Raw genomic sequence first — 19,173 nt, 5'->3', positions numbered from 1 at the left:
ATCAGTATCGTTGATTGGATTGAAGAAACGCATTTACTATTTTACCAAAAATGTTCGGCTGTTCCACGTGAATTGCATGTCCAGCGTTTTCCACAATATGTAAATGGCTTACTGGCAGGTGTTCATCCATTGCACGGTTAATAGCAATAAACTTCGCGTCCTGTTCACCTGCCAGTAGCAGAACAGGCAAATGGAGGGAGGACAAATTCCCCCACCATGACGGCTGCACGCCTGTCCCCATCGTCAGAAGTGACTGAGCCACTCCTTCTGCCGTCTGAGAGAGCCGTTCACTTCGTATCCGCTGCTGGACATCCTCTGGCAGCGTTGCCTGTGTGCTGAACAGCGGCAGTTCCTCCCAATAATTCACAAAAGCGTGTATTCCATTTGCTTTAATCCAGGATGCCAGCTTTTCGTCACGATGTCGGCGGCCCAAGCGCTGATCCTCATCATCCAGTCCCGGGGAAGCACTTTCCAAGGTGAGTGACACGACCCGCTCCGGATGCAGCATCGCAAATGACAGGGCTGTACGTCCTCCCAAGGAATAGCCAACTAGATGCACTTTTTTCAACTTCCATAGATCCAGAATGTTTAACAGATCATTGCAGAACGCTTCCATATTGTTGGGATGACTAGCTGTTTTTCCATGTCCTGGCAAATCTATTGCGATAGTTCGGAAGGACGGCAGCCAATCCGGAACAACGGAGTTCCATGTCCCGGATGTTCCGGTAAACCCATGCAGCAGCACGACTGGTTCGCCGTCCCCACTCAAGCTGCACCAGTATACGGCATCATCAACGGTAATATGCATTGACTCATCCCCTGTCCTGCAGCAGCTCATTTTCTATAGCCTGCCATTTGTTCCGGTGCCATTCCAAATTTTCCGTCCTGTCTGTCTTCACCTCGACGACCGATAGTCCCCTATGCTGATAACTTTTTTCAAGGGTTTCTTCCAACTCAGGAAGGCTTGCCGGCTGATGATAGGTACCGCCGTACATATTCACCGCATGCTGGAAGTCGATATCCAGCGGCGTGCCGAATAGTGTCTCAAAATGATCCTGATGGTTCACTTGCGGCAGAAAAGAAAAGATACCGCCGCCGTTGTTATTCACAACTAATATCGTTATGTTCAGCCCGTAATGCTTTGCGGCCAGGAGCCCATTCATATCATGGAAAAAGGATAAATCCCCAAGCACAAGCGTGACAGGTTTGCCGGACGCCGCAGCCCCTATACCGCTGGACACCATTCCGTCAATCCCGTTTGCCCCTCGGTTAGCAAGAACTTCCAGGGAGGCAGACGTGGACATAAAAAAGGTATCCAAATCCCGTACAGCCATACTATTGCCAATATATATACTGCTGTTGTCCGGAATAACTTGCATCAGACTTCGGATTGCTCCACCCTCGGTAAGTCCATTTCTTCCATCTTGTTCCTGTAGCCATTCTTTCGATATACGGTTCATCCGTTTCCAGGTTGCAAGCCACGCATCATTGGAAGCAATGGCTGGCTTATGATTTGCCAAATCTCTGCACAGAGTGGCAGCATCAGCGTCAATGAATTCAGTATGATTCCCGGCAGGTTCGCGGTAACCTCCATGATTTTCAACAACAAATTGCGGAATGTCTTTATGCTCTTTTATAAAGAATAGATATGCTTTGGATACCGGCATCGCCCCAAAACGGATGATATAGTCCGGCTTCAGCTGTTTCCGGATTGTCTCACTCCGCAAAAATGCATCATAGCCTTCGATCATATAATCCTTGGGATGACTCCCAGCACGCAACTGTGACAACGGATCAGCCAATACCGGAACTTCCCATTCACGGGCAAGGACAGCGAGTGCTTCAGTCAGGTCTGGATCCGTTTGCGGTCCGCATATGATCAGCCCTTTCCCGGATGACGCCAGCTTCTTGCTAATCTGTTCCAATTGCTGGCTGTCGAGCCTGCGCTTTCCTTCTGTTCTGGCGCGATACGGGCCGCCCTCTCTATCTCCCCACAAATCTTCAAGTGAAAAATCCGGTATTAACGGCTCCCGAAATGGGAAATTCAAATGCACCGGCCCGGCATTTCCCTGCGCAGCAGTCTGGACTGCCCGGGAGGCTTTGTTTCGCACATAGCCCAGCATATCCTCACCGGCTTCCGGTAATGCCATCTCATGAAACCATTTCGGATAGTCACCATACAATTCCAGCTGTCCAATCGATTGCGGTGCTCCAACGTCACGCAGTTCATGCGGTCTGTCAGCGGTGAGAACAATCAGCGGCACACGGCTGTAGTGCGCCTCAACGATTGCCGGGAAGTAATTGGCCGCAGCCGTTCCTGAGGTGCATACGATGGCAACTGGCCGCTTCGTCTGTTTGGCCATCCCCAGTGCAAAGAATGCAGCTGATCGCTCATCAATAATAACCCACTGCTTAAGATCCGGGTGTTCGGTCATCGTCATTGCCATGGGTGTTGACCGGGAACCGGGAGAAATAACCGCATCCGTCACCCCGGCAGCAACAAGTTCATCAACAAAGTTTGCTGTATACCGTGTCAATTTTTCTGTATGATTCATGATCAGTCCTCCAGTACGGACAGCATCGGTCTGAATTTTATCTTTGTCTCTTCATATTCGGCCTCCGGGTCAGAATCCCTGACAACGCCGCAGCCCGCAAATAAGGACACAATATTCCCCTGAACAAGCCCTGACCGGATAGCCACAGCAAATTCCCCGTTCCGGTTGCTGTCCATCCAGCCAACAGGGGCACCATACCATCCGCGGTCCAGCTGTTCATGCTCCCGAATGTACGTCATGGATTTCTCTCTCGGGACGCCGCCAAGCGCAGGGGTCGGGTGCAACTTTTCGATGATGTCAAAAATACTGTACCCTTTTTGCAGCCGTGCTGTCACGGGGGTATACAAATGCTGTAAATTTTTAAATGGATGAATCACTGGTTTGTCCGGAACGTAAACGGCATCACAGCAAGTCTCCATTGATTTCCTGATCATTTTCACGACAAAATCATGCTCACTGCGATTTTTTTCATCGTGCAGCAATTGCCGAGCGATTTCACGGTCCTCTTCATCCGTTTTCCCCCTTGGGGCTGTTCCAGCAAGGCAGACGGAAAACAATTGTTCGTCTTCTTGCTTCACGAGTCGTTCCGGTGAGGCACCGACAAAACAGTCACCATCGCGTTCCACAGCAAAAACATAACTGTTTGGCTGTGCTGCCATCAGGTTTTTCAGGATAGAAGCCACAGATGCGTCTTTCTTCAGTCTCACCCGGAGCTCACGTGCCAGTACAATTTTTTCTGCGTCTCGTGATTTTATCATATCTGCTGCATGTTTTACGGTATCCTTCCATTGTCCAGGGGCTATCTCCTGCTGCGTATTAATGCCGGGGCTGTCAGGAAGCCATTCCGTTCTATCCATGACCATTTCTTTTGCCTGCACCACCCACTTGTTCAGCTCGTTTGGATCATCATCTCCCCTGACTTCAAGACTGGTCGTCAAATAATAACGGGAAGCCCTCCTGGTCAGCATCAAAATGGGAATCTGAAATGAACCATGACTGAAATTGTTCCAGAGTTCTGATTTTCGTACACTTGGGTCAAATGACATACCGCCAAGTGCTACCAGACCAGTTCCAGGCACTTTATATGGGTTGTGGACGATTGCCTCATCCAGCAATTTTTGCCAGCGGCTTTCTATTACTTCGGTACGATTCTCTTCTGCCTCCACTTTCCATGCATTGCCAACACCGGCAATGGAAAACTGTTCAGATGTGCTTGTCCAGAAAACACGGTCCATTGACAGCTTCCTGGCCGACGCAAAGAAACGAACCGGGTCCACTTTCCGTATTTCTTCTGTCATGCTTATAAGTTGTGTATCATTATTTGTTTTCGCTTTCGTGATTGCTTCAGAAAGCAGCGATTCAAATGATTTTGGTTTTACTTCAATCATCTTTATTATCCTCCATACCTTCCACCATTTCAGCTTACCATATCTATTTTATTCTTTTTTCACATGTTCCTCAAGGATTGGTGTCCTATTTATACAAATCAAGTGATTTTGAGTGATTGACACGCTGACACGAATTGCCTAAACTTATATTGATATAATGAATGCAGAATCCTTAACTGATATAAAGGAGAGAAAATCCGTGAATTCCATAAACCAATCATCCGTTAAAGAGGCGATGAATGAAAAAAGCGGTCTGCAGATATGGTGGCGCCTGTTGCGCCCGCACACGCTTACAGCATCCATTGTTCCCGTATTCGTTGGAACCATGTTTGCTCTGACGAGGAGCGAGATAAATCTATTTCTTTTTTTAGCCATGCTTTTAGCGTCCATTCTTATTCAGGCCGCTACCAATATGTTTAATGAGTATTATGACTATGTCCTCGGACTGGATAATGAGAAATCTGTCGGTATTGGCGGGACGATTGTCCGGGATGGTATCTCACCAAAAACGGTACTCCGGCTGGCACTTACTTTTTTTGGCATAGCTATTCTTCTCGGCATTTATATTTGCATGGAATCCAGCTGGTGGATCGCTGTTATTGGCATATTATGTATGCTATTTGGTTACCTCTATACCGGAGGCCCATACCCGATTGCCTATACCCCTTTTGGCGAATTGTTTTCCGGTTTCTTTATGGGAACGGTCATTATTGGCATCAGCTATTACATTCAGACATCCGTACTGACAGGTTCGGTCATTTGGCTGTCGATACCGGTTGCTATTTTCATCGGGGCAATCATGCTGTCCAATAATATTCGCGACCTTGATGGGGACAAAGAAAACGGGCGGAAAACAGTAGCGATCCTGCTTGGCCGAAAAAATGCCATCCGATTTCTGGCTTTTATGTTCATCAGTGCATACAGTCTTACCGCAGCCTATGTGATAGCCGGAATCTTGCCGGCATGGTCAGTTCTGGCATTTCTAAGCATTTTCAAGGCGGCCGATGTCATCCGCAAATTCCGCGGCAAGACAAATTCCCTGGAAATGATGCCAGCTATGGCCGCCACAGGCAAAACAAACACCATGTATGGGCTTTTGATAGGCTTTTCACTACTGGTGAGCAACTTTTTCTAATATGGGGGTTTTGACATGGATTTATCCAATACTCTAATGGAATCACTCGGCATCCGCATCACATCACTTGATGAAGATATGGTTGTCATGACAATGCCTGTGGATGAACGCACACATCAGCCGGCAGGATTCCTGCATGGAGGTGCGAATGTTGCTCTTGCAGAATCTGCTGCCAGCATCGGAGCATATCAACATGTTGACCCAGAAACACACAACGTATTTGGTATCGAAATCAATGCCAATCATATAAAATCTAAACGCGAAGGCACCGTGACTGCCCGGGCGGAACCACTGCACAAAGGAAAGCGGACAATGGTCTGGGAAATCAGGATTACCGATGAACAGAATCAGCTGCTGTGCATATCCCGCTGCACCATCAGCGTTGTTCCAAAAAGGTAGGATGGATAGAAAAATAGATGTAACCGAATAATGAACAGTGTTGACCACCCTATGTACAGGGTGGTCGATTTTTATGATTGTAAAAAGCGGAAGCGCCTGATGGCACTTCCGCTTTGCTTATGATGCTAAATTCGTTTGTTTTTGTTCGATCCATGCTTTCATCTTCACAAATACAGGGACAAATAAAATACCCACAACAATGCCCTTGATCATATTGAACGGCAGCACGCCTGCAGAAACGGCCACCCATTTTGCCGTGCTTGCAGCCATTTCAGGGGCACCCATAAACCAGGCATATGCCGGCAGGATAATATAATAGTTCAACACACTCATTCCGATTGCCATAATAATAGTGCCGGTCACCAGCCCGGAAACAACACTCTTAACACCCTTGGACCTGTGGTAAAGAACAGCAACTGGCACGATAAACATTATCCCCGCCAGGAAGTTCGCCACAACACCAATTGGATCGCCGGCTCCAGACACAGCCAGATACAGCAAGTTTTTGATTCCCTCCACAATGACACCAGCCATTGGTGAGAATATAAGTGCAGCCATCAGCGCCGGTACTTCACTGAAGTCAATCTTTAAATACGGCGGCAAAAATGGCAGCGGGAAGTTCAGAAAAAACAGTACCAGTGAAATCGTCCCTAATAAAGCCAGAATGACAAGCTTTGTTAATTTTGTTGATTGTGCAGTAGACTGCATCGTTCGTCTCCTCCCTCATCTTCACCGATTCACATCTTACACTGATGAAGGGTAAGCCTTCCCCTGCCGTTCGGAAACAAAATAAAAACCCTAAAAACCTTTACGGGGCTTTAGGGTAACACGTAACAGGAAAAACAAGGCACATTGGATGTACCTGTTTTCGGCTCGTCATCTTCTCCCATCCAGACTGTAACTGTCGGTCCCGGACTCACACCGGGTCCACCGCTGCATCATGCAGACGGGTCACGGACTTGAAACAGCTTGCTGCTTCTTACCGTCGGTCGGGAATTGCACCCTGCCCCGAAGATGGAATCGATATTATTTTATAAGTTAAGTTTAACTAAAATAAAGTAAATGCGCAAGTATTTTTTGTTTTTCCCTTCTATCTATTCCAATCTTACGTTAACTCTATCCCACCCTTTCCCTAATTCACGTTGAACTAATTACCGTTTTAGTCTTCCAGCGGGTTCAAACTTTCCTCCCCCGTCATTTCAGCTATCATCGTGACAAGCAGCTCTATTTCTTCATCCATATCTTTTAGGCTGGATGTTTCCACCGGTGAATGCATGTACCTCAGCGGCAAGGATACCAAGGAGATTGGAACGCCTGGTCCAGTCAGACGCATACGATCTGCATCCGTTCCTGTCATACGCGGTGTCAGTTCATATTGCACGTTCATGTTCCGTTTTCTGGCTGTTTGCTCTAATAATTTGTTGATTTTACTGTTAATTGGAGCCCCTTTTGCCAAAACTGGCCCACCATCCAGTTTCACATCGCCATGCTTATGTTTGTTCACTCCTGGATAATCGGTCGCAAAGGTAACATCACAGGCAATCGCCATCGTTGGTTCGATGCCTGCAGCAGCAAAATAGGCACCTCCCATGTTTGTTTCTTCATTCACTGTGCTCGCTGCATAGACTCCGACTTTGCATCCTTTTTCCGAAAGCCGCCGCAGGGCTTCAGCCACGATAAATGCGCCCGTCCGGTTGTCCAGGCCGCGGCCGGATATGTAACGGTCCATCAACACCTCAGGTTCGGTTTTATAAACAGCTAAATCACCAATCTGCACAAAGCGTTCAGCCTCTTCTTTTGTTTTGTAACCACAGTCAATAAACAAATCCTCCAGGCCAAAGTCATCTTTCAGGCCGCCGTGGTGCTGGGCATTGACACCAATAACACCAGTCACTTCCCCGTGCTGGCCAAGCACCGTTACTTTCATTCCAACGGCAGCTTTCGGATTGATACCACCCATCTTATCAAAATGCAGGAACCCATCGTCGTCCACCCTGTTAATGACAAGGGCTATTTCATCACAATGGCCTGCCAAAAGGACCTTAAATTCAGCATCCGGATTAAGGATTCCAATTGCATTGCCGGCATTGTCTGTCCTGATTTCATCCGCAAATTCCTTCACATAGCTAATCCATTTTTTCTGAATGGCCACCTCATCACTCGATGGGGATGGGGTGTGCAATAAATCCATTAGAAACGTTCTATTTGCTTGCTCCATGTAAAAACCTCCCTGATTATTCTATCCTTTCATCATAGCAGATTTTCTCCAAAAACGCGTGGTGAAAAGCGCCGTTCAAAAAGCTGCTTTAGTTTACTGGGGCTTTATAATCGGCTACACTTTAGTGGAACGATGACAATAAGGAGTGATGGCGGATGAACCTTGAGCAATGGTTTGCGAAAGGGATGGACACGGACACATATATTGAATCAATGCAGGAAAATAAAGAAAATCTGCTGCATATTTATGATCATTTCACACCACCGGAGAATGAACAACTCTTTCAATCACTGGCAGAGCACAATCTTCGCGTCATCATCCTGACCGAGGACTGGTGTGGTGATGCCATGCTGAATATACCGATTTTGATCCGTATCGCGGAAAAAGCCGGCATGCCGGTTAAATTCCTGCCCCGTGATGAGAATCTTGAGCTGATGGATCAATACTTAACGAATGGAACTTCCCGCTCGATTCCTAAATTCATTTTCATCAACAGCAATGGAAACGAAGTGGCGGTATGGGGGCCAAGAGCTGAAAAGATTCAGGAGTTTGTCGACCAGTCCAGACAAAAGCTGCCGCCAGCCGATCATGAGGATCATAAGGAAAAGGCAAAAGAAATGTATCGATTTATGACCAAATCCTTCCGTGACAATACCGATTTCTGGCAGGATGTATACGAAAGCATTACATCGGAATTAAACAGAAACCTAAACGTGTAGTATAACGCACCCATTGCTGGTGCGTTTTTTTGCTTGTTCGACACTCCACTCCCCAGACCCTTCGCTAAAAATCCAGTTTTTCATCATACCGCAGACATTCCCGTATTTTCGTTTATAGCGTATGAGGGGTTCGGCCCTTTGCCAATACTATATGTGTGATTCCGGAAGAAGATTGAAAACTAGGGCAGGTGAACTAGATGAATCTCGAAGTGTTCAAACATATTTATTTCCGGATGCCGACAGCGGTCAGACTTCTCCTATCCATTTTTGTGCTTATGTTCTTGTTTGGACTTGTCATCCACCTTGTGGAGCCAAATCAATTCCCATCCATTTTTGATGGCGTCTGGTGGGCCTTTATCACTGGTGCAACAGTTGGTTATGGCGATTATGTTCCACTTACTATTCCCGGCAGAATTATCGGCATTCTTCTGCTCCTCTCAGGCGGCGGAATGCTGACGTTTTATATCACAACACTTGCCGCAACTACCATTAATCATGAAAATAAGCTTTCGGAGGGAAAAGTATCTTTTAATGGCAGTCATCACATTGTCGTCATCGGGTGGAATGAACGAACAAAACAGCTGGCAGACATGATAGCCGATAAAGATTCCAACCAGGAAGTGGTGCTGATCGATCGGACTTTGGACAAATTGCCATACCGTCACTATCCGGTTCATTTCATCCATGGGGATCCAAGTGAAGACGTCGTGCTGGTGCAGGCTAAGATTGAATCTGCAGATGCCGTTCTAATTTCCGCCGATATAACAATAGACGAGCGAAAGGCGGATATTAACACTATCCTTGCAACGATTGCTGTCCGAGGAAATAACCAGGATGTTCCAATTAATGCGGAAATCCTGACCATCAGCCAGGTGGACAATGCCATCCGGGCTGGAGCAGATACCGTCATTAGTTCCAATGATTTCATGAGTACGTTGTTTTACCATGAATTGTTTCATAAAAAACATACAAGGCCTTTTGAAACAGTGCTGAATTTACTGGAAAGTCAGCAATTCAACCATGTTCCGCTTCCTGATAAGATGGATGGAAGCACGTTTAAAGAATCTGTGCTGTTTTTCCTAGAGAATGGCGAATTGCTTATCGGGGTTATCCGTGATGGCGAGTGGCATATGAACCCACAGCATGATATGGAACTTGACAAGGACGATACCTTGCTCCTCCTGTCAGCCTGGTAACAGCAGTTCCGCCACTTTTTGAAGTATAACCTCGCCTGCCCTCTTGTCTGCCCCACTCCAATCGTGAGAAGCCACAGAAAAAGTGGGGGTAACACTATCTAATTCTGATGTGTCACGTCCAAGAAAATACGGTTTCTCCAGCCGCACCGTTATCCCGGGAAAGTCCAATGATCCTTGTACAGCATAAAATGGAATGTGAACGAAATAATGGCTTCCCTTTTCTTCAATGGTTAAATCGATGGCTGACCGTTCATAATCCCAATTCGCCCGGATAACGGAACCACCAGGCCTGAACCGTTCTTCCAACACATGCAGGGGATATATATTATTTTCTACCGAAGAATGCGGTGAATTCATGCTGTATCACCTCTATACGAAATAATCCTTACCAGCTATTTTTTGCCCGGAGCAGGAATATATGCTAAAATGTTTTATTGTGTAAAAAGAATCGAATTTAACATAGGAGTTGTTCAGCATGTCAGACAAGTTTGAAGCAGGTCAGATCTTAGATGGTAAAGTTACCGGCATTCAGCCATATGGAGCATTTGTGGCGTTAGACGAAGAAACGCAGGGTCTTGTTCATATTTCTGAGATAACACATGGCTTTGTAAAAGATGTTCATGAACATTTAGCCATTGGCGATGAGGTAAAAGTGAAAGTTTTAAGTGTGGATGCAGAAAAAAATAAAGTCAGTCTTTCCATCCGTGCGACTCAGGAACCGCCAAAAAACAATGCTAAAAGCCAGAAAAAAGCTGAAAGCAGCCAGCCGGATAACGAAAATGCCGGTTTTAACACGCTAAAAGATAAACTTGAAGAATGGATTAAACAATCGGAAAAGTAAAATGAAACATAAAAAAAGAGGCTCTTTCAAATATGTGCTATGACTAACGCATTCGGCATATTTGAATTTGCCTCTTTTTTTGTATCTTTAGCTTTCATCTGTCTGTAGTTTACGATCCGCGGAAAATGCTTCATCGGTTTTAAACAGCAATGATAATACAACAAGACCGCTTATCCCTACCACTGCATAAATGACGCGCGCAATCGCACCACTTTGTTCGCCGCCGCCAAATATGGCAGCGACCAGATCAAACTGAAATAATCCAATTAATCCCCAATTGATGGCACCGATAATCGTCAATGCCAGACAAAAGCGCTGCAAACCACTCATGACTCCCCCTCCTTTCTTTCCAAGTACTGTTAGTAGTTTTCGATTTATGTTACATATTATACAAAAATAGCTCTATCTTGAATCAGGTGCTAGAAATCAGGTAAAGTAAAATGGACAAGGAGGAATTATATGACACATATCAGTTTTTCGTTCAGTAATGCACTTCATTTCTTCAGACAAGAAGAATTGAATTATCTGAGCGACTATATAAAAACGGCACACGAAAAACTTCATGAAAGAACGGGGCAAGGCAGCGATTATCTGGGCTGGCTGGACTTACCGGAAAACATGGACGCAGAAGAATTCAACCGTATTAAAACCGCTTCAGAAAAAATCAAAAGCGACTCTGATGTGCTGCTTGTGATTGGGATTGGCGGTTCATACCTGGGAGCGCGTGCAGCAATTGACATGCTGAACCATTCATTTCAGAACTTGCTTCCTGGTGACAAACGCGATGCACCCCAGATTATTTTCGCGGGAAATCATATCAGTTCCACTTACATAAATGATTTGCTCGATGTTCTTAAAAATAAAGATGTATCCATTAATGTCATCTCCAAAAGCGGCACGACAACTGAGCCGGCGATTGCCTTCCGAATTTTCCGGAATTTCCTGGAAGAAAAATATGGAAAAGAGGAAGCCGCAAGCCGAATTTATGCGACAACCGATAAAGAGAAAGGTGCTATGAAAACCGTTGCCGACACGGAAGGATACGAAACATTCGTGATTCCAGATGATGTAGGCGGCAGATATTCCGTGCTGACAGCAGTCGGCCTTCTGCCCATTGCTGTGAGTGGCATAGCAGTTGATGAGATTATTGATGGCGCACAAGCAGCTATGAGCGACCTGAACGAGCCGCAGCTTGCTAAGAATCCGGCGTACCAATATGCAGCGGCCCGTAATGTTTTATACGATAAAGGCAAAACAACGGAAATGCTTATTAATTACGAACCTAATTTGCATTATTTCAGTGAATGGTGGAAACAGCTCTTTGGCGAAAGTGAAGGCAAGGATCAAAAAGGTATTTTCCCGGCATCAGCCAACTTTACTACCGATTTGCACTCGATGGGCCAATACATTCAAGATGGACGGCGTGACCTATTTGAAACCGTACTGCATATAAACAAGCCTAAGAAAGATTGGACACTACAAGCCGATGAAGCAGATGCGGATGGCCTGAATTATCTGGCAGGAAGAACACTGCATGAAATCAATGACAAGGCTTACGAGGGAACACTGCTGGCACATACGGACGGTGGTGTGCCGAACCTTGTTATTGAAATACCGGCACTTAATGCGTATACATTTGGTTATCTCGTCTACTTTTTCGAAAAGGCATGTGCGATGAGTGGCTATCTGCTGGGAGTCAACCCGTTTGACCAGCCAGGCGTCGAAGCATATAAGAAAAATATGTTTGCGCTTCTTGGCAAACCTGGGTTTGAGGATGAGAAAGAAAATCTTGAAAAGCGACTAAAAAAATAAACTTTTTTGCTACCCTATGTTTAAATTTTTGATAAAGGGGTAATTCTATAACTGTAAGACTTTCTCGTATTCCCCCTGTTAAGCAAAGCGTCAGCAGCGCTTTGCTATTTTTTTGTATACGTTACGGATGACCTTATAAATAAACCTAAGGCTTTAGGCTTTCACCATAAAAACTTGGTGAAAGCCAAGTTTTTCTGATACAAAATAGACAGTATGCACTAAAGTTTAACCTTTTTGCTATTTCCAGTATAATTGCAGTGGAATGAATATCGACTTTTCATAAAGCAGGAGGTTGGGCAATGAGCATTTTCAAGAAGGTGCATGATCGAACAAATACTCGTTCCGTCAAGTGGGACTTGCGGGAGACTATATTCCAGGCCAATGATGTTCTGCCAATGTGGGTTGCTGATATGGACTTTCAGGCGCCACAGGCGGTTAATGACGCATTAATCGAGCGTGCAAAACATGGGATTTACGGATATACAGTAATTGATGATGACGTAAGAAATGCTATTATCAGCTGGATATCCAAGCGGCATAACTGGGATATCCAGGGCGACTGGTTGTCATTCAGTTCTGGTGTGGTCGCGAGCTTGCATATGGCCGTACAGGCATTTACAGAACCGGGCGACGGTATTCTCATTCAAACACCCGTTTACACACCTTTTTACAGTGTCATTGAATCACATGACAGAAAGGTTGTGAAAAATCCGCTTCAGCAAAACGATCGCTCCTATCAGATCGACTTTGCCGACTTTGAGGAAAAATTAAAAACGGGTGTGAAGGCGTTTATTCTCTGTTCCCCGCATAACCCGGTCGGCCGTGTGTGGACAGAAGATGAGCTCAAGGAAATGGCCCGGCTCTGCCTGAAACATGATGTAATAATTCTATCCGACGAAATACATGCAGACCTGATTTACCCTGGGGAAACACATACCCCCATTGCTTCCCTTTCAGATGAAATTGCAGCACAGACCATAACATTCATGTCTCCATCAAAAACATTCAATTTGGCAGGATTGCAGGCGTCGTACATTATTACTACTGATAAGCAAAAACGAGACCTCCTGGACAACCAATTGAACAACCAGGGACACCATATGATTAATGCGATGGGAAATACAGCTCTTGAAGCGGCTTATCAGTATGGAGAAGAATGGCTAGACGAACTCCGGACTGTGCTGAAGGAGAATAAAGCCTATGTCATCGAAAGGCTTGAAGGGGAAACAAATAAGCTGAAGGTAACCCGCTCAGAAGGAACGTATTTGCTATGGATTGACTGCAGTGAGCTGGGGATGAACAGCAAGAAGTTAAAAACATTCATGAGCCGGACAGCCGGAGTTGGCCTCAATACCGGTGCCGATTACGGGGAAGAAGGGGAATTTTTCATGCGCATGAACATTGCCTGCCCGCGGGAAACACTGCAAGTAGGGGTCGAACGTATAATTAAAGCCATAAATAACCACCAATAGAAATAAATGGAGGTGATCCAACTGGAATTGGACCACCTCCATTTTTTACTTCTATAGCCATTCGGTAACAGGCATTTCAGATCACACTATTGTTCCTGTTCCTCATTGAAATTGGTTGGGTCTGTCGGTGTTTCAGATGTCTTTTGTTCCTCTTCCGCAATAAGTCCGCACGCAATTCTTGCACCAGAATTGCCTCCGGGCTGGCTGATGCCATCATCCTGCCCTTCATGTATGACAAGTGACGTGCCTTCCCCTTTCAACAACGATTTTTTACCATCAAGGAGTGTAGCTTCTGGAAGCATCAGCTCCGCATCGACGAGTCCTCCTGAATCAGCCTCCAGGTTGGGAAGATCACCCAAATGAGCACCTTCAGGATGCATCCGCCCATGTTGATTTCCGGTCGGATTCAAGTGATTTCCTGCCGTTTTAAAGTCAGGCCCATCACATCTGGCATATTCATGAACGTGGATGCCATGGTATCCCGGTTCCAATCCTTCCAGTTTCAGTTTGACATTTACCCCACCCTCGGCTTCGGTCAGTTTGGCAGTACCAATCATGTCCCCTGAAGTATTATACATCTCAACTGTCCGCGATGTTTCCTCATCGGGCGCCTGACAAGCCGTCAAAAGAATCATTGCAATCATTACGAATACTCTCATCTGTGGTGCTCCTTTACAATTGCTTTATTCTCAGTATCCGCAGTCAGGCAAAAAATTAAACGGATTCCTGATGAAAAGAAATCCGTTTCAGTCGCCGTCTTCTTTCGGCTTCAAATGCTCTTGGTACTGCTCTTCCGTTTTTTTCGCTTCTTTTTTGGAAGCCCTTAGGAAAAAATACAAGGTTATGGCAGCACCGATCGCAAATATGATTAATGTAATAACAGCTGGGATATATTCCGACTTATCTTCCGGAAAGTATAGAAATTCCATCATCATCCATCACGTCCTTTCCATTCATTATAGCATCAAACGAGTCGTATTTAAATCAGGGGCCTGAAGTTGCCGAATCCCCTGCCATCTGGCACAATGGAAAAAAAGGGGGAAACAAAATGGCGTTTACAGCTGGAGATATTGTACGTGTCAAATACAATTCAGGCAAATACATAGGTGAAGTTCTGGAGGATCGCGGCGAACGCTATCTAGTCAAAGTACATGCCGTCGTCAAACACCCGATGCAAGGCGACCTGCATAATCCCGGTGAAACAGAAGGGGTCTTCTTCCATGAACGAAAAGCACTTGCGCACTATGAAAAGATCAATGTGGTCAAGTCTGCTGCCGAAGCTTTTCATGAAGAACTTCCTGATTACAGGACTTCCTTGCAGAATGCCATTGACACACTAAAGGAACAGCTTTCCAAAAAAGATACGGAATTCAATAAAGCATCCCTCAAACAAGTGGAGTACTTAGAACAGAACGACTACACCAAAAGTTACTACCATTAAAAGAAATGAGCCAGTGGATTATCTCCCTGGCTCTGTTTGTTTTATTCACCCAAATGTTCGTTCATTACCGTTGTGATGCCTTCAATAGCTTCGGCTTCATCACTGCCTGATGCTGAAATACTAATTTCGGCACCTTTTGGGATTCCAAGCGACATAACTCCCATAATGGACTTCAGGTTAACATCTTTTCCTTTATATGAAATTTGGACATCTGACTCAAACTGACCTGCTTTATTTACCAACAGTGTCGCCGGGCGTGCATGAACACCAGTATCTGCTGTAATCGTAAACGTTTTTTCCTGCATCATACTCATCCTTCCAAAATTAATTCTCCATCAAGGCAAAATGGCATACAAGCTTATTATATACAAAAACAGTGTCATTTGAAACAGAAACGCAACGAAACCTGTGTCATTTTCATGAAATTTGTTTTTCCCCGGTCGTTATGATAACGTAACCTTGATAATGTTTTATGGGAGGAATAATTATATGAGTGTACATATTGGTGCAAACAAAGGCGATATCGCCGATAAGATTTTACTGCCTGGCGACCCATTGCGGGCAAAGTTCATCGCTGATACATTTCTGGAGGATGTAACACAGTACAACAGTGTACGTGGCATGTATGGCTATACAGGAACCTATAAAGGAGAGCGCATATCAGTCCAGGGTACAGGTATGGGCGTCCCATCCATCTCCATCTATGTAAATGAACTCATACAGGAATACGATGTAAAGACATTGATCCGTGTCGGTACCTGTGGGGCCATCCAGCGCGATGTCAATGTTCGTGATGTCATCCTTGCACAAGGGGCAACGACTGATTCACAAGTGAACCGTATGACATTTAAAGGCATTGATTACGCGCCATTGGCTGATTTTGAACTGCTTAAAAATGCCTATGACGTCGGCAGTGAAAAAGGCTTAAATTTGCGTGTCGGCAATGTGTTCACAAGTGATACATTCTACCGTGATGATGCGAAAGAAGTGAATGAACTGCTGGCCGCATACAATGTACTGGCCGTGGAAATGGAAACGACTGCGCTATACACGCTTGCAGCTAAGTATGATCGCAACGCCCTGACTGTACTGACCGTATCCGATCATATTCTCACCGGAGAAGAAACCACTTCGGAAGAGCGGCAAACAACGTTCCATGACATGATGGAAGTAGCACTTGATACAGCCATAAAACAATAAGATACCTTCCATATTCTGCAAGCAGCCTTCCCCCAGTGGAAGGCTGTTTTTCTTTGTTTAAATGTAAACTTATTAAATATCAGGTTGACATTTAAGAGGGACATGCTCTATGATAATGAAAAAAGGAAGGGAGAAATTTTCATGAAACGGAATCGTCCGATTGATTTAACGTTTGGCGCAGTATTTGTTTGTCTTATGGCAATCGGAGCAAATATTGCTGTTTGGTTCCCAATGCTGGCTATACCCATTGGTGGAGCATCCGTTCCATTATCGTTACAGACGTTTTTTGCCACACTTGCCGGTTTAATGCTCGGAAAACGGCTTGGAAGTATGGCCATGCTTACTTATATTGCAGTTGGCGCGGCTGGTGTTCCCGTATTTGCAAACATGCAGGCTGGTCCAATGGCACTCATTACTCCTACAGGCGGCTTTATCCTATCTTTTGTATTCGTTGCTTTCGTGACAGGAGTTATTGCTGAACGCAGCCGAAAACCATCTGCTCCAATTTATACAGCTGCTTCTTTGTTCGGACTTGCCGCGAACTACGGAATCGGGGTTACATATATGTATATTGCAATGAACACATGGTTGTCACTCGGGATTACTTATTCTGCCGCCTGGGCCGGTATGATTCCATTTCTCTTAAAAGACACAGGGCTGGCCTGTTTAGCAGCCATTTTCATGGTGACCCTTTCCAGACGCATGCCGTCCAGATGGCTATCCATGCAGCATCAATTACCTATAGAAAGATGAAAGGCATGAAGGTTTGTGATAAAATGACTTCCTAAGAATAATTCCAATGTCCAACATATAGGGATTGGAATGAAGAAACTGCAACAGAGAGGATGTCATCTGTCATGGATCTTTTTGCAAACTTTCCATTATGGGCTGCATTATCGGCAATTGTCTTTGCCCAAGTTATTAAAATTCCCATTCATCTTATTGCCGCAAAGGAATTCAAACCAGGACTGGCATTCTCGACAGGTGGAATGCCGAGCAGCCACTCTGCTGCAGTTGCTGCACTGACAACAGCAACAGGGATTCTGCAAGGAGTTGACTCCACCATGTTTGGGATAGCAGCTGTTTTCAGTGTTATTATCATGTTTGATGCTTCCGGTGTACGCAGACAAGCTGGTGAACAAGCTATTGTTATTAACCAGCTCGCCAAAGATTTTCAGTCCTTTGTCGAAGGAGCGAAAGACTGGAATCAAAAAGAAGCATTTCAAAAACGAAAGGAATTAAAAGAACTGCTCGGGCACCAGCCAATTGAGGTCTTTTTCGGCGGTCTGTCAGGAGTGGCGATTGCATTTTTACTATATCAATGGTATTAGGTCTTTGTTATTTTCCTCTATTCCTAAGGACGCCCTACCGAAAAAAAGCAAAGAAGACGTCCCACCTGTGGAACGTCTTCTTTTCTAATCAGCTTTCTGTAATTTGCTCCCGAAAGACTTGCAATGCTTCATTTTCGTTCAAATTGGTCAATGTTTTTTCCGTCAGTTTACCGTTGCCTTTTTCGATAATGTAAACTTCCAATTCTTTTTTGCCCCATTCGGAGTACACATCTTCAACCGTATCATAGTACAAATCAATTTTGTTGCCGTTAATGGCACCGCCTTTGTCGGCCACAACCCCATACCCATAGCCTGGTATGAACATAATGGTTCCAATCGGGTAAATATCCAAATCAGCTGCAATAGTAGAGTATAAATCTCGCTTAACCTTAACCCCTGAATACGTTATTCCGTATTGAGGGTGGTCAGGCGTTTTACCGGTTGATTCAGCACCAGCCGTATAACCCGTAGCCACAACTGTTGTACTAGGGTATTGTTCAAGGTTGATATATTCTTCCAGCGTTTTCGGCCCTTCAATCTGCTCACTGGATATATAACGCTTTTGCTTTTTCATGACGTTCAGTTCTTTCTTTTCCAATCCGACCTGGCTGTAACCCACTTCACTGTCCACGGTTACAGGGGGCGCCTCATACTCCTGAGCCATCCATGCTTTCACGTCTGGGACTGTAATATTAGAGATGGATGACAGTGTGGCGACAAAAGCACCTACAAATAATAGAAACATCGCTGGCTTTTGTAACAGTTTCTGTTTTTTCAATGATAACACCTCTCTCTGGATGTCATCATCTCCACTCTGCCAGCTTTTTATTCATTTTCCATTTTAAAACATGCGATAGCCGCTTTTACGCAAAAAGCGGATAACAAAACCGGAAACAATAGTCCCAAGAAAGCCGGCGCCCAAAATACTAATATCAGCAATTGTAATTTCCGCCAGCCTCCTGAAAGCTGCAGAAAAAGCACTGCCCGGATTAGTGAAATATTCTACCGTTGAAATATTATCGACGATCATAATAACAATAAACGGGTAAATAAAGGCCATCAGCCAAGTTTGCCGCAGCAGCATATTCAAAATGAATGCCAGTCCAAAAAATATAACAAAAAACAGTAAAATCGAAACAACAAACTGTATCAACACCGTATCTCCCTTCACCTATACATACAGCATTCATTTTATAACAAATTATACGAAATGCAAAGTAGCCAATACTGCCTATGTATGGGCTGCGAGTTTTTCCAATTTTGCCATTGCATTGGTCTGCATGTGCATAATTACACATAGGTATCCGATTTATGATACGATAGAAATGGTGTTTAAGAGGTTGTTCAAAAAGTCCGGTAAAAAGGACACATCGAATTTCTTCGTTGACTTGTTTCTCTGCTGCTCATGTATCTAAATGCATACATTCCGCTGCTCGAAACTACGTCGCCTCGAAATTCTCGGTCCT

General features: G+C 44.9%; 23 protein-coding genes and 1 riboswitch. Of the genes, 11 read left to right on the top strand and 12 right to left on the bottom strand.

Annotated elements, in window-relative coordinates; translation table 11 throughout:
- Position 1 precedes the first annotated feature (1 nt).
- From menH to ACFSUO_RS07035, 3 genes are read right to left on the bottom strand one after another with little or no spacing between them, the layout of a single operon-like run.
- A complete protein-coding gene (gene menH, locus ACFSUO_RS07045; protein WP_382392502.1) occupies positions 2–808 on the bottom strand; it encodes a 2-succinyl-6-hydroxy-2,4-cyclohexadiene-1-carboxylate synthase in 807 nt (268 codons plus the stop codon).
- 4 nt (positions 809–812) lie between these two features.
- The gene (menD, locus tag ACFSUO_RS07040) at positions 813–2,555 is read right to left on the bottom strand and encodes a 2-succinyl-5-enolpyruvyl-6-hydroxy-3-cyclohexene-1-carboxylic-acid synthase (RefSeq protein ID WP_382392500.1); all 1,743 of its coding nucleotides are present in this window, start codon (positions 2,553–2,555) and stop codon (positions 813–815) included.
- Positions 2,556–2,557: 2 nt separating this feature from the next.
- Entirely contained in the window at positions 2,558–3,943 is a 1,386-nt protein-coding gene (locus ACFSUO_RS07035) for an isochorismate synthase (RefSeq protein ID WP_382392498.1), read from the bottom strand.
- A gap of 199 nt (positions 3,944–4,142) precedes the next feature.
- Here ACFSUO_RS07035 and ACFSUO_RS07030 point away from each other — a divergent pair, with 199 nt between their 5' ends.
- Entirely contained in the window at positions 4,143–5,078 is a 936-nt protein-coding gene (locus ACFSUO_RS07030; protein ID WP_382392496.1) for a 1,4-dihydroxy-2-naphthoate polyprenyltransferase, read from the top strand.
- 15 nt (positions 5,079–5,093) lie between these two features.
- Entirely contained in the window at positions 5,094–5,477 is a 384-nt protein-coding gene (locus tag ACFSUO_RS07025) for a hotdog fold thioesterase (protein WP_382392494.1), read from the top strand.
- A gap of 117 nt (positions 5,478–5,594) precedes the next feature.
- Here the strand turns inward: ACFSUO_RS07025 and ACFSUO_RS07020 are convergent, their stop codons facing one another.
- Positions 5,595–6,185, bottom strand: a complete 591-nt coding sequence (locus ACFSUO_RS07020; RefSeq protein WP_382392492.1) for an ECF transporter S component — start codon at positions 6,183–6,185, stop codon at positions 5,595–5,597.
- Positions 6,186–6,351: 166 nt separating this feature from the next.
- Positions 6,352–6,497, bottom strand: a riboswitch (FMN riboswitch).
- 139 nt (positions 6,498–6,636) lie between these two features.
- Entirely contained in the window at positions 6,637–7,695 is a 1,059-nt protein-coding gene (locus ACFSUO_RS07015) for a M20/M25/M40 family metallo-hydrolase (RefSeq protein WP_382392490.1), read from the bottom strand.
- A 155-nt stretch (positions 7,696–7,850) separates the two neighbouring features.
- On the opposite strand from ACFSUO_RS07015, the gene ACFSUO_RS07010 reads away from it, so the two are divergent.
- Both ACFSUO_RS07010 and ACFSUO_RS07005 read left to right on the top strand, forming a co-directional pair.
- Positions 7,851–8,414, top strand: a complete 564-nt coding sequence (locus ACFSUO_RS07010) for a thioredoxin family protein (protein ID WP_382392488.1) — start codon at positions 7,851–7,853, stop codon at positions 8,412–8,414.
- A gap of 197 nt (positions 8,415–8,611) precedes the next feature.
- Positions 8,612–9,610, top strand: coding sequence for a potassium channel family protein (locus ACFSUO_RS07005; RefSeq protein ID WP_382392486.1), 999 nt, complete (start codon positions 8,612–8,614; stop codon positions 9,608–9,610).
- On the opposite strand, the gene ACFSUO_RS07000 is transcribed toward ACFSUO_RS07005, so the two are convergent.
- Entirely contained in the window at positions 9,599–9,967 is a 369-nt protein-coding gene (locus ACFSUO_RS07000) for a YugN family protein (protein WP_382392484.1), read from the bottom strand. The genes ACFSUO_RS07005 and ACFSUO_RS07000 overlap by 12 nt on opposite strands.
- A 118-nt stretch (positions 9,968–10,085) precedes the next feature.
- Here ACFSUO_RS07000 and yugI point away from each other — a divergent pair, with 118 nt between their 5' ends.
- On the top strand, positions 10,086–10,451 hold the full coding sequence (gene yugI / locus ACFSUO_RS06995) for a S1 domain-containing post-transcriptional regulator GSP13 (protein WP_382392482.1): 366 nt from the start codon (positions 10,086–10,088) through the stop codon (positions 10,449–10,451).
- An 87-nt stretch (positions 10,452–10,538) separates the two neighbouring features.
- On the opposite strand, the gene ACFSUO_RS06990 is transcribed toward yugI, so the two are convergent.
- Positions 10,539–10,781, bottom strand: coding sequence for a DUF378 domain-containing protein (locus ACFSUO_RS06990; RefSeq protein WP_382392480.1), 243 nt, complete (start codon positions 10,779–10,781; stop codon positions 10,539–10,541).
- Positions 10,782–10,910: 129 nt separating this feature from the next.
- Between ACFSUO_RS06990 and ACFSUO_RS06985 the strand changes: the two genes are divergently transcribed.
- Together ACFSUO_RS06985 and ACFSUO_RS06980 are read left to right on the top strand one after the other, a co-directional pair.
- Positions 10,911–12,263, top strand: coding sequence for a glucose-6-phosphate isomerase (locus ACFSUO_RS06985; protein ID WP_382392478.1), 1,353 nt, complete (start codon positions 10,911–10,913; stop codon positions 12,261–12,263).
- 299 nt (positions 12,264–12,562) lie between these two features.
- Positions 12,563–13,735 carry a MalY/PatB family protein gene (locus tag ACFSUO_RS06980; RefSeq protein WP_382392476.1) on the top strand — a complete coding sequence of 391 codons (1,173 nt, stop codon included), beginning with the start codon at positions 12,563–12,565 and terminating at the stop codon, positions 13,733–13,735.
- Between the two features lie 86 nt (positions 13,736–13,821).
- On the opposite strand, the gene ACFSUO_RS06975 is transcribed toward ACFSUO_RS06980, so the two are convergent.
- Complete coding sequence (locus tag ACFSUO_RS06975) at positions 13,822–14,394, bottom strand: superoxide dismutase family protein (RefSeq protein WP_382392474.1); 573 nt, start codon at positions 14,392–14,394, stop codon at positions 13,822–13,824.
- A gap of 87 nt (positions 14,395–14,481) precedes the next feature.
- Complete coding sequence (locus tag ACFSUO_RS06970) at positions 14,482–14,667, bottom strand: hypothetical protein (RefSeq protein WP_382392472.1); 186 nt, start codon at positions 14,665–14,667, stop codon at positions 14,482–14,484.
- Positions 14,668–14,783: 116 nt separating this feature from the next.
- On the opposite strand from ACFSUO_RS06970, the gene kapB reads away from it, so the two are divergent.
- On the top strand, positions 14,784–15,176 hold the full coding sequence (kapB, locus tag ACFSUO_RS06965; protein ID WP_382392470.1) for a sporulation phosphorelay system protein KapB: 393 nt from the start codon (positions 14,784–14,786) through the stop codon (positions 15,174–15,176).
- Positions 15,177–15,217: 41 nt separating this feature from the next.
- On the opposite strand, the gene ACFSUO_RS06960 is transcribed toward kapB, so the two are convergent.
- Positions 15,218–15,481: a phosphocarrier protein HPr gene (locus ACFSUO_RS06960; RefSeq protein WP_382392468.1), complete on the bottom strand. Its 264-nt coding sequence runs from the start codon at positions 15,479–15,481 to the stop codon at positions 15,218–15,220.
- Between the two features lie 184 nt (positions 15,482–15,665).
- Here ACFSUO_RS06960 and deoD point away from each other — a divergent pair, with 184 nt between their 5' ends.
- The 3 genes from deoD (at position 15,666) to ACFSUO_RS06945 (ending at position 17,707) form a co-directional block, all read left to right on the top strand.
- Positions 15,666–16,376 (top strand): purine-nucleoside phosphorylase, encoded by a 711-nt coding sequence (deoD, locus tag ACFSUO_RS06955; protein ID WP_382392466.1) that lies wholly within the window; start codon positions 15,666–15,668, stop codon positions 16,374–16,376.
- A 141-nt stretch (positions 16,377–16,517) separates the two neighbouring features.
- Complete coding sequence (locus ACFSUO_RS06950) at positions 16,518–17,129, top strand: biotin transporter BioY (protein WP_382392464.1); 612 nt, start codon at positions 16,518–16,520, stop codon at positions 17,127–17,129.
- A 104-nt stretch (positions 17,130–17,233) separates the two neighbouring features.
- The gene (locus tag ACFSUO_RS06945; RefSeq protein ID WP_382392462.1) at positions 17,234–17,707 is read left to right on the top strand and encodes a divergent PAP2 family protein; all 474 of its coding nucleotides are present in this window, start codon (positions 17,234–17,236) and stop codon (positions 17,705–17,707) included.
- A gap of 88 nt (positions 17,708–17,795) precedes the next feature.
- Here the strand turns inward: ACFSUO_RS06945 and ACFSUO_RS06940 are convergent, their stop codons facing one another.
- Positions 17,796–18,485 carry a 3D domain-containing protein gene (locus tag ACFSUO_RS06940; RefSeq protein WP_382392460.1) on the bottom strand — a complete coding sequence of 230 codons (690 nt, stop codon included), beginning with the start codon at positions 18,483–18,485 and terminating at the stop codon, positions 17,796–17,798.
- Positions 18,486–18,548: 63 nt separating this feature from the next.
- Entirely contained in the window at positions 18,549–18,860 is a 312-nt protein-coding gene (locus ACFSUO_RS06935) for a YuiB family protein (RefSeq protein WP_382392458.1), read from the bottom strand.
- Positions 18,861–19,173: the final 313 nt, after the last annotated feature.

It is taken from the genome of Lentibacillus juripiscarius (assembly GCF_042685205.1).
In the GTDB taxonomy this organism is placed as follows: domain Bacteria; phylum Bacillota; class Bacilli; order Bacillales; family Amphibacillaceae; genus Lentibacillus; species Lentibacillus juripiscarius.
This window is presented reverse-complemented; position numbering and strand designations above follow the sequence as displayed.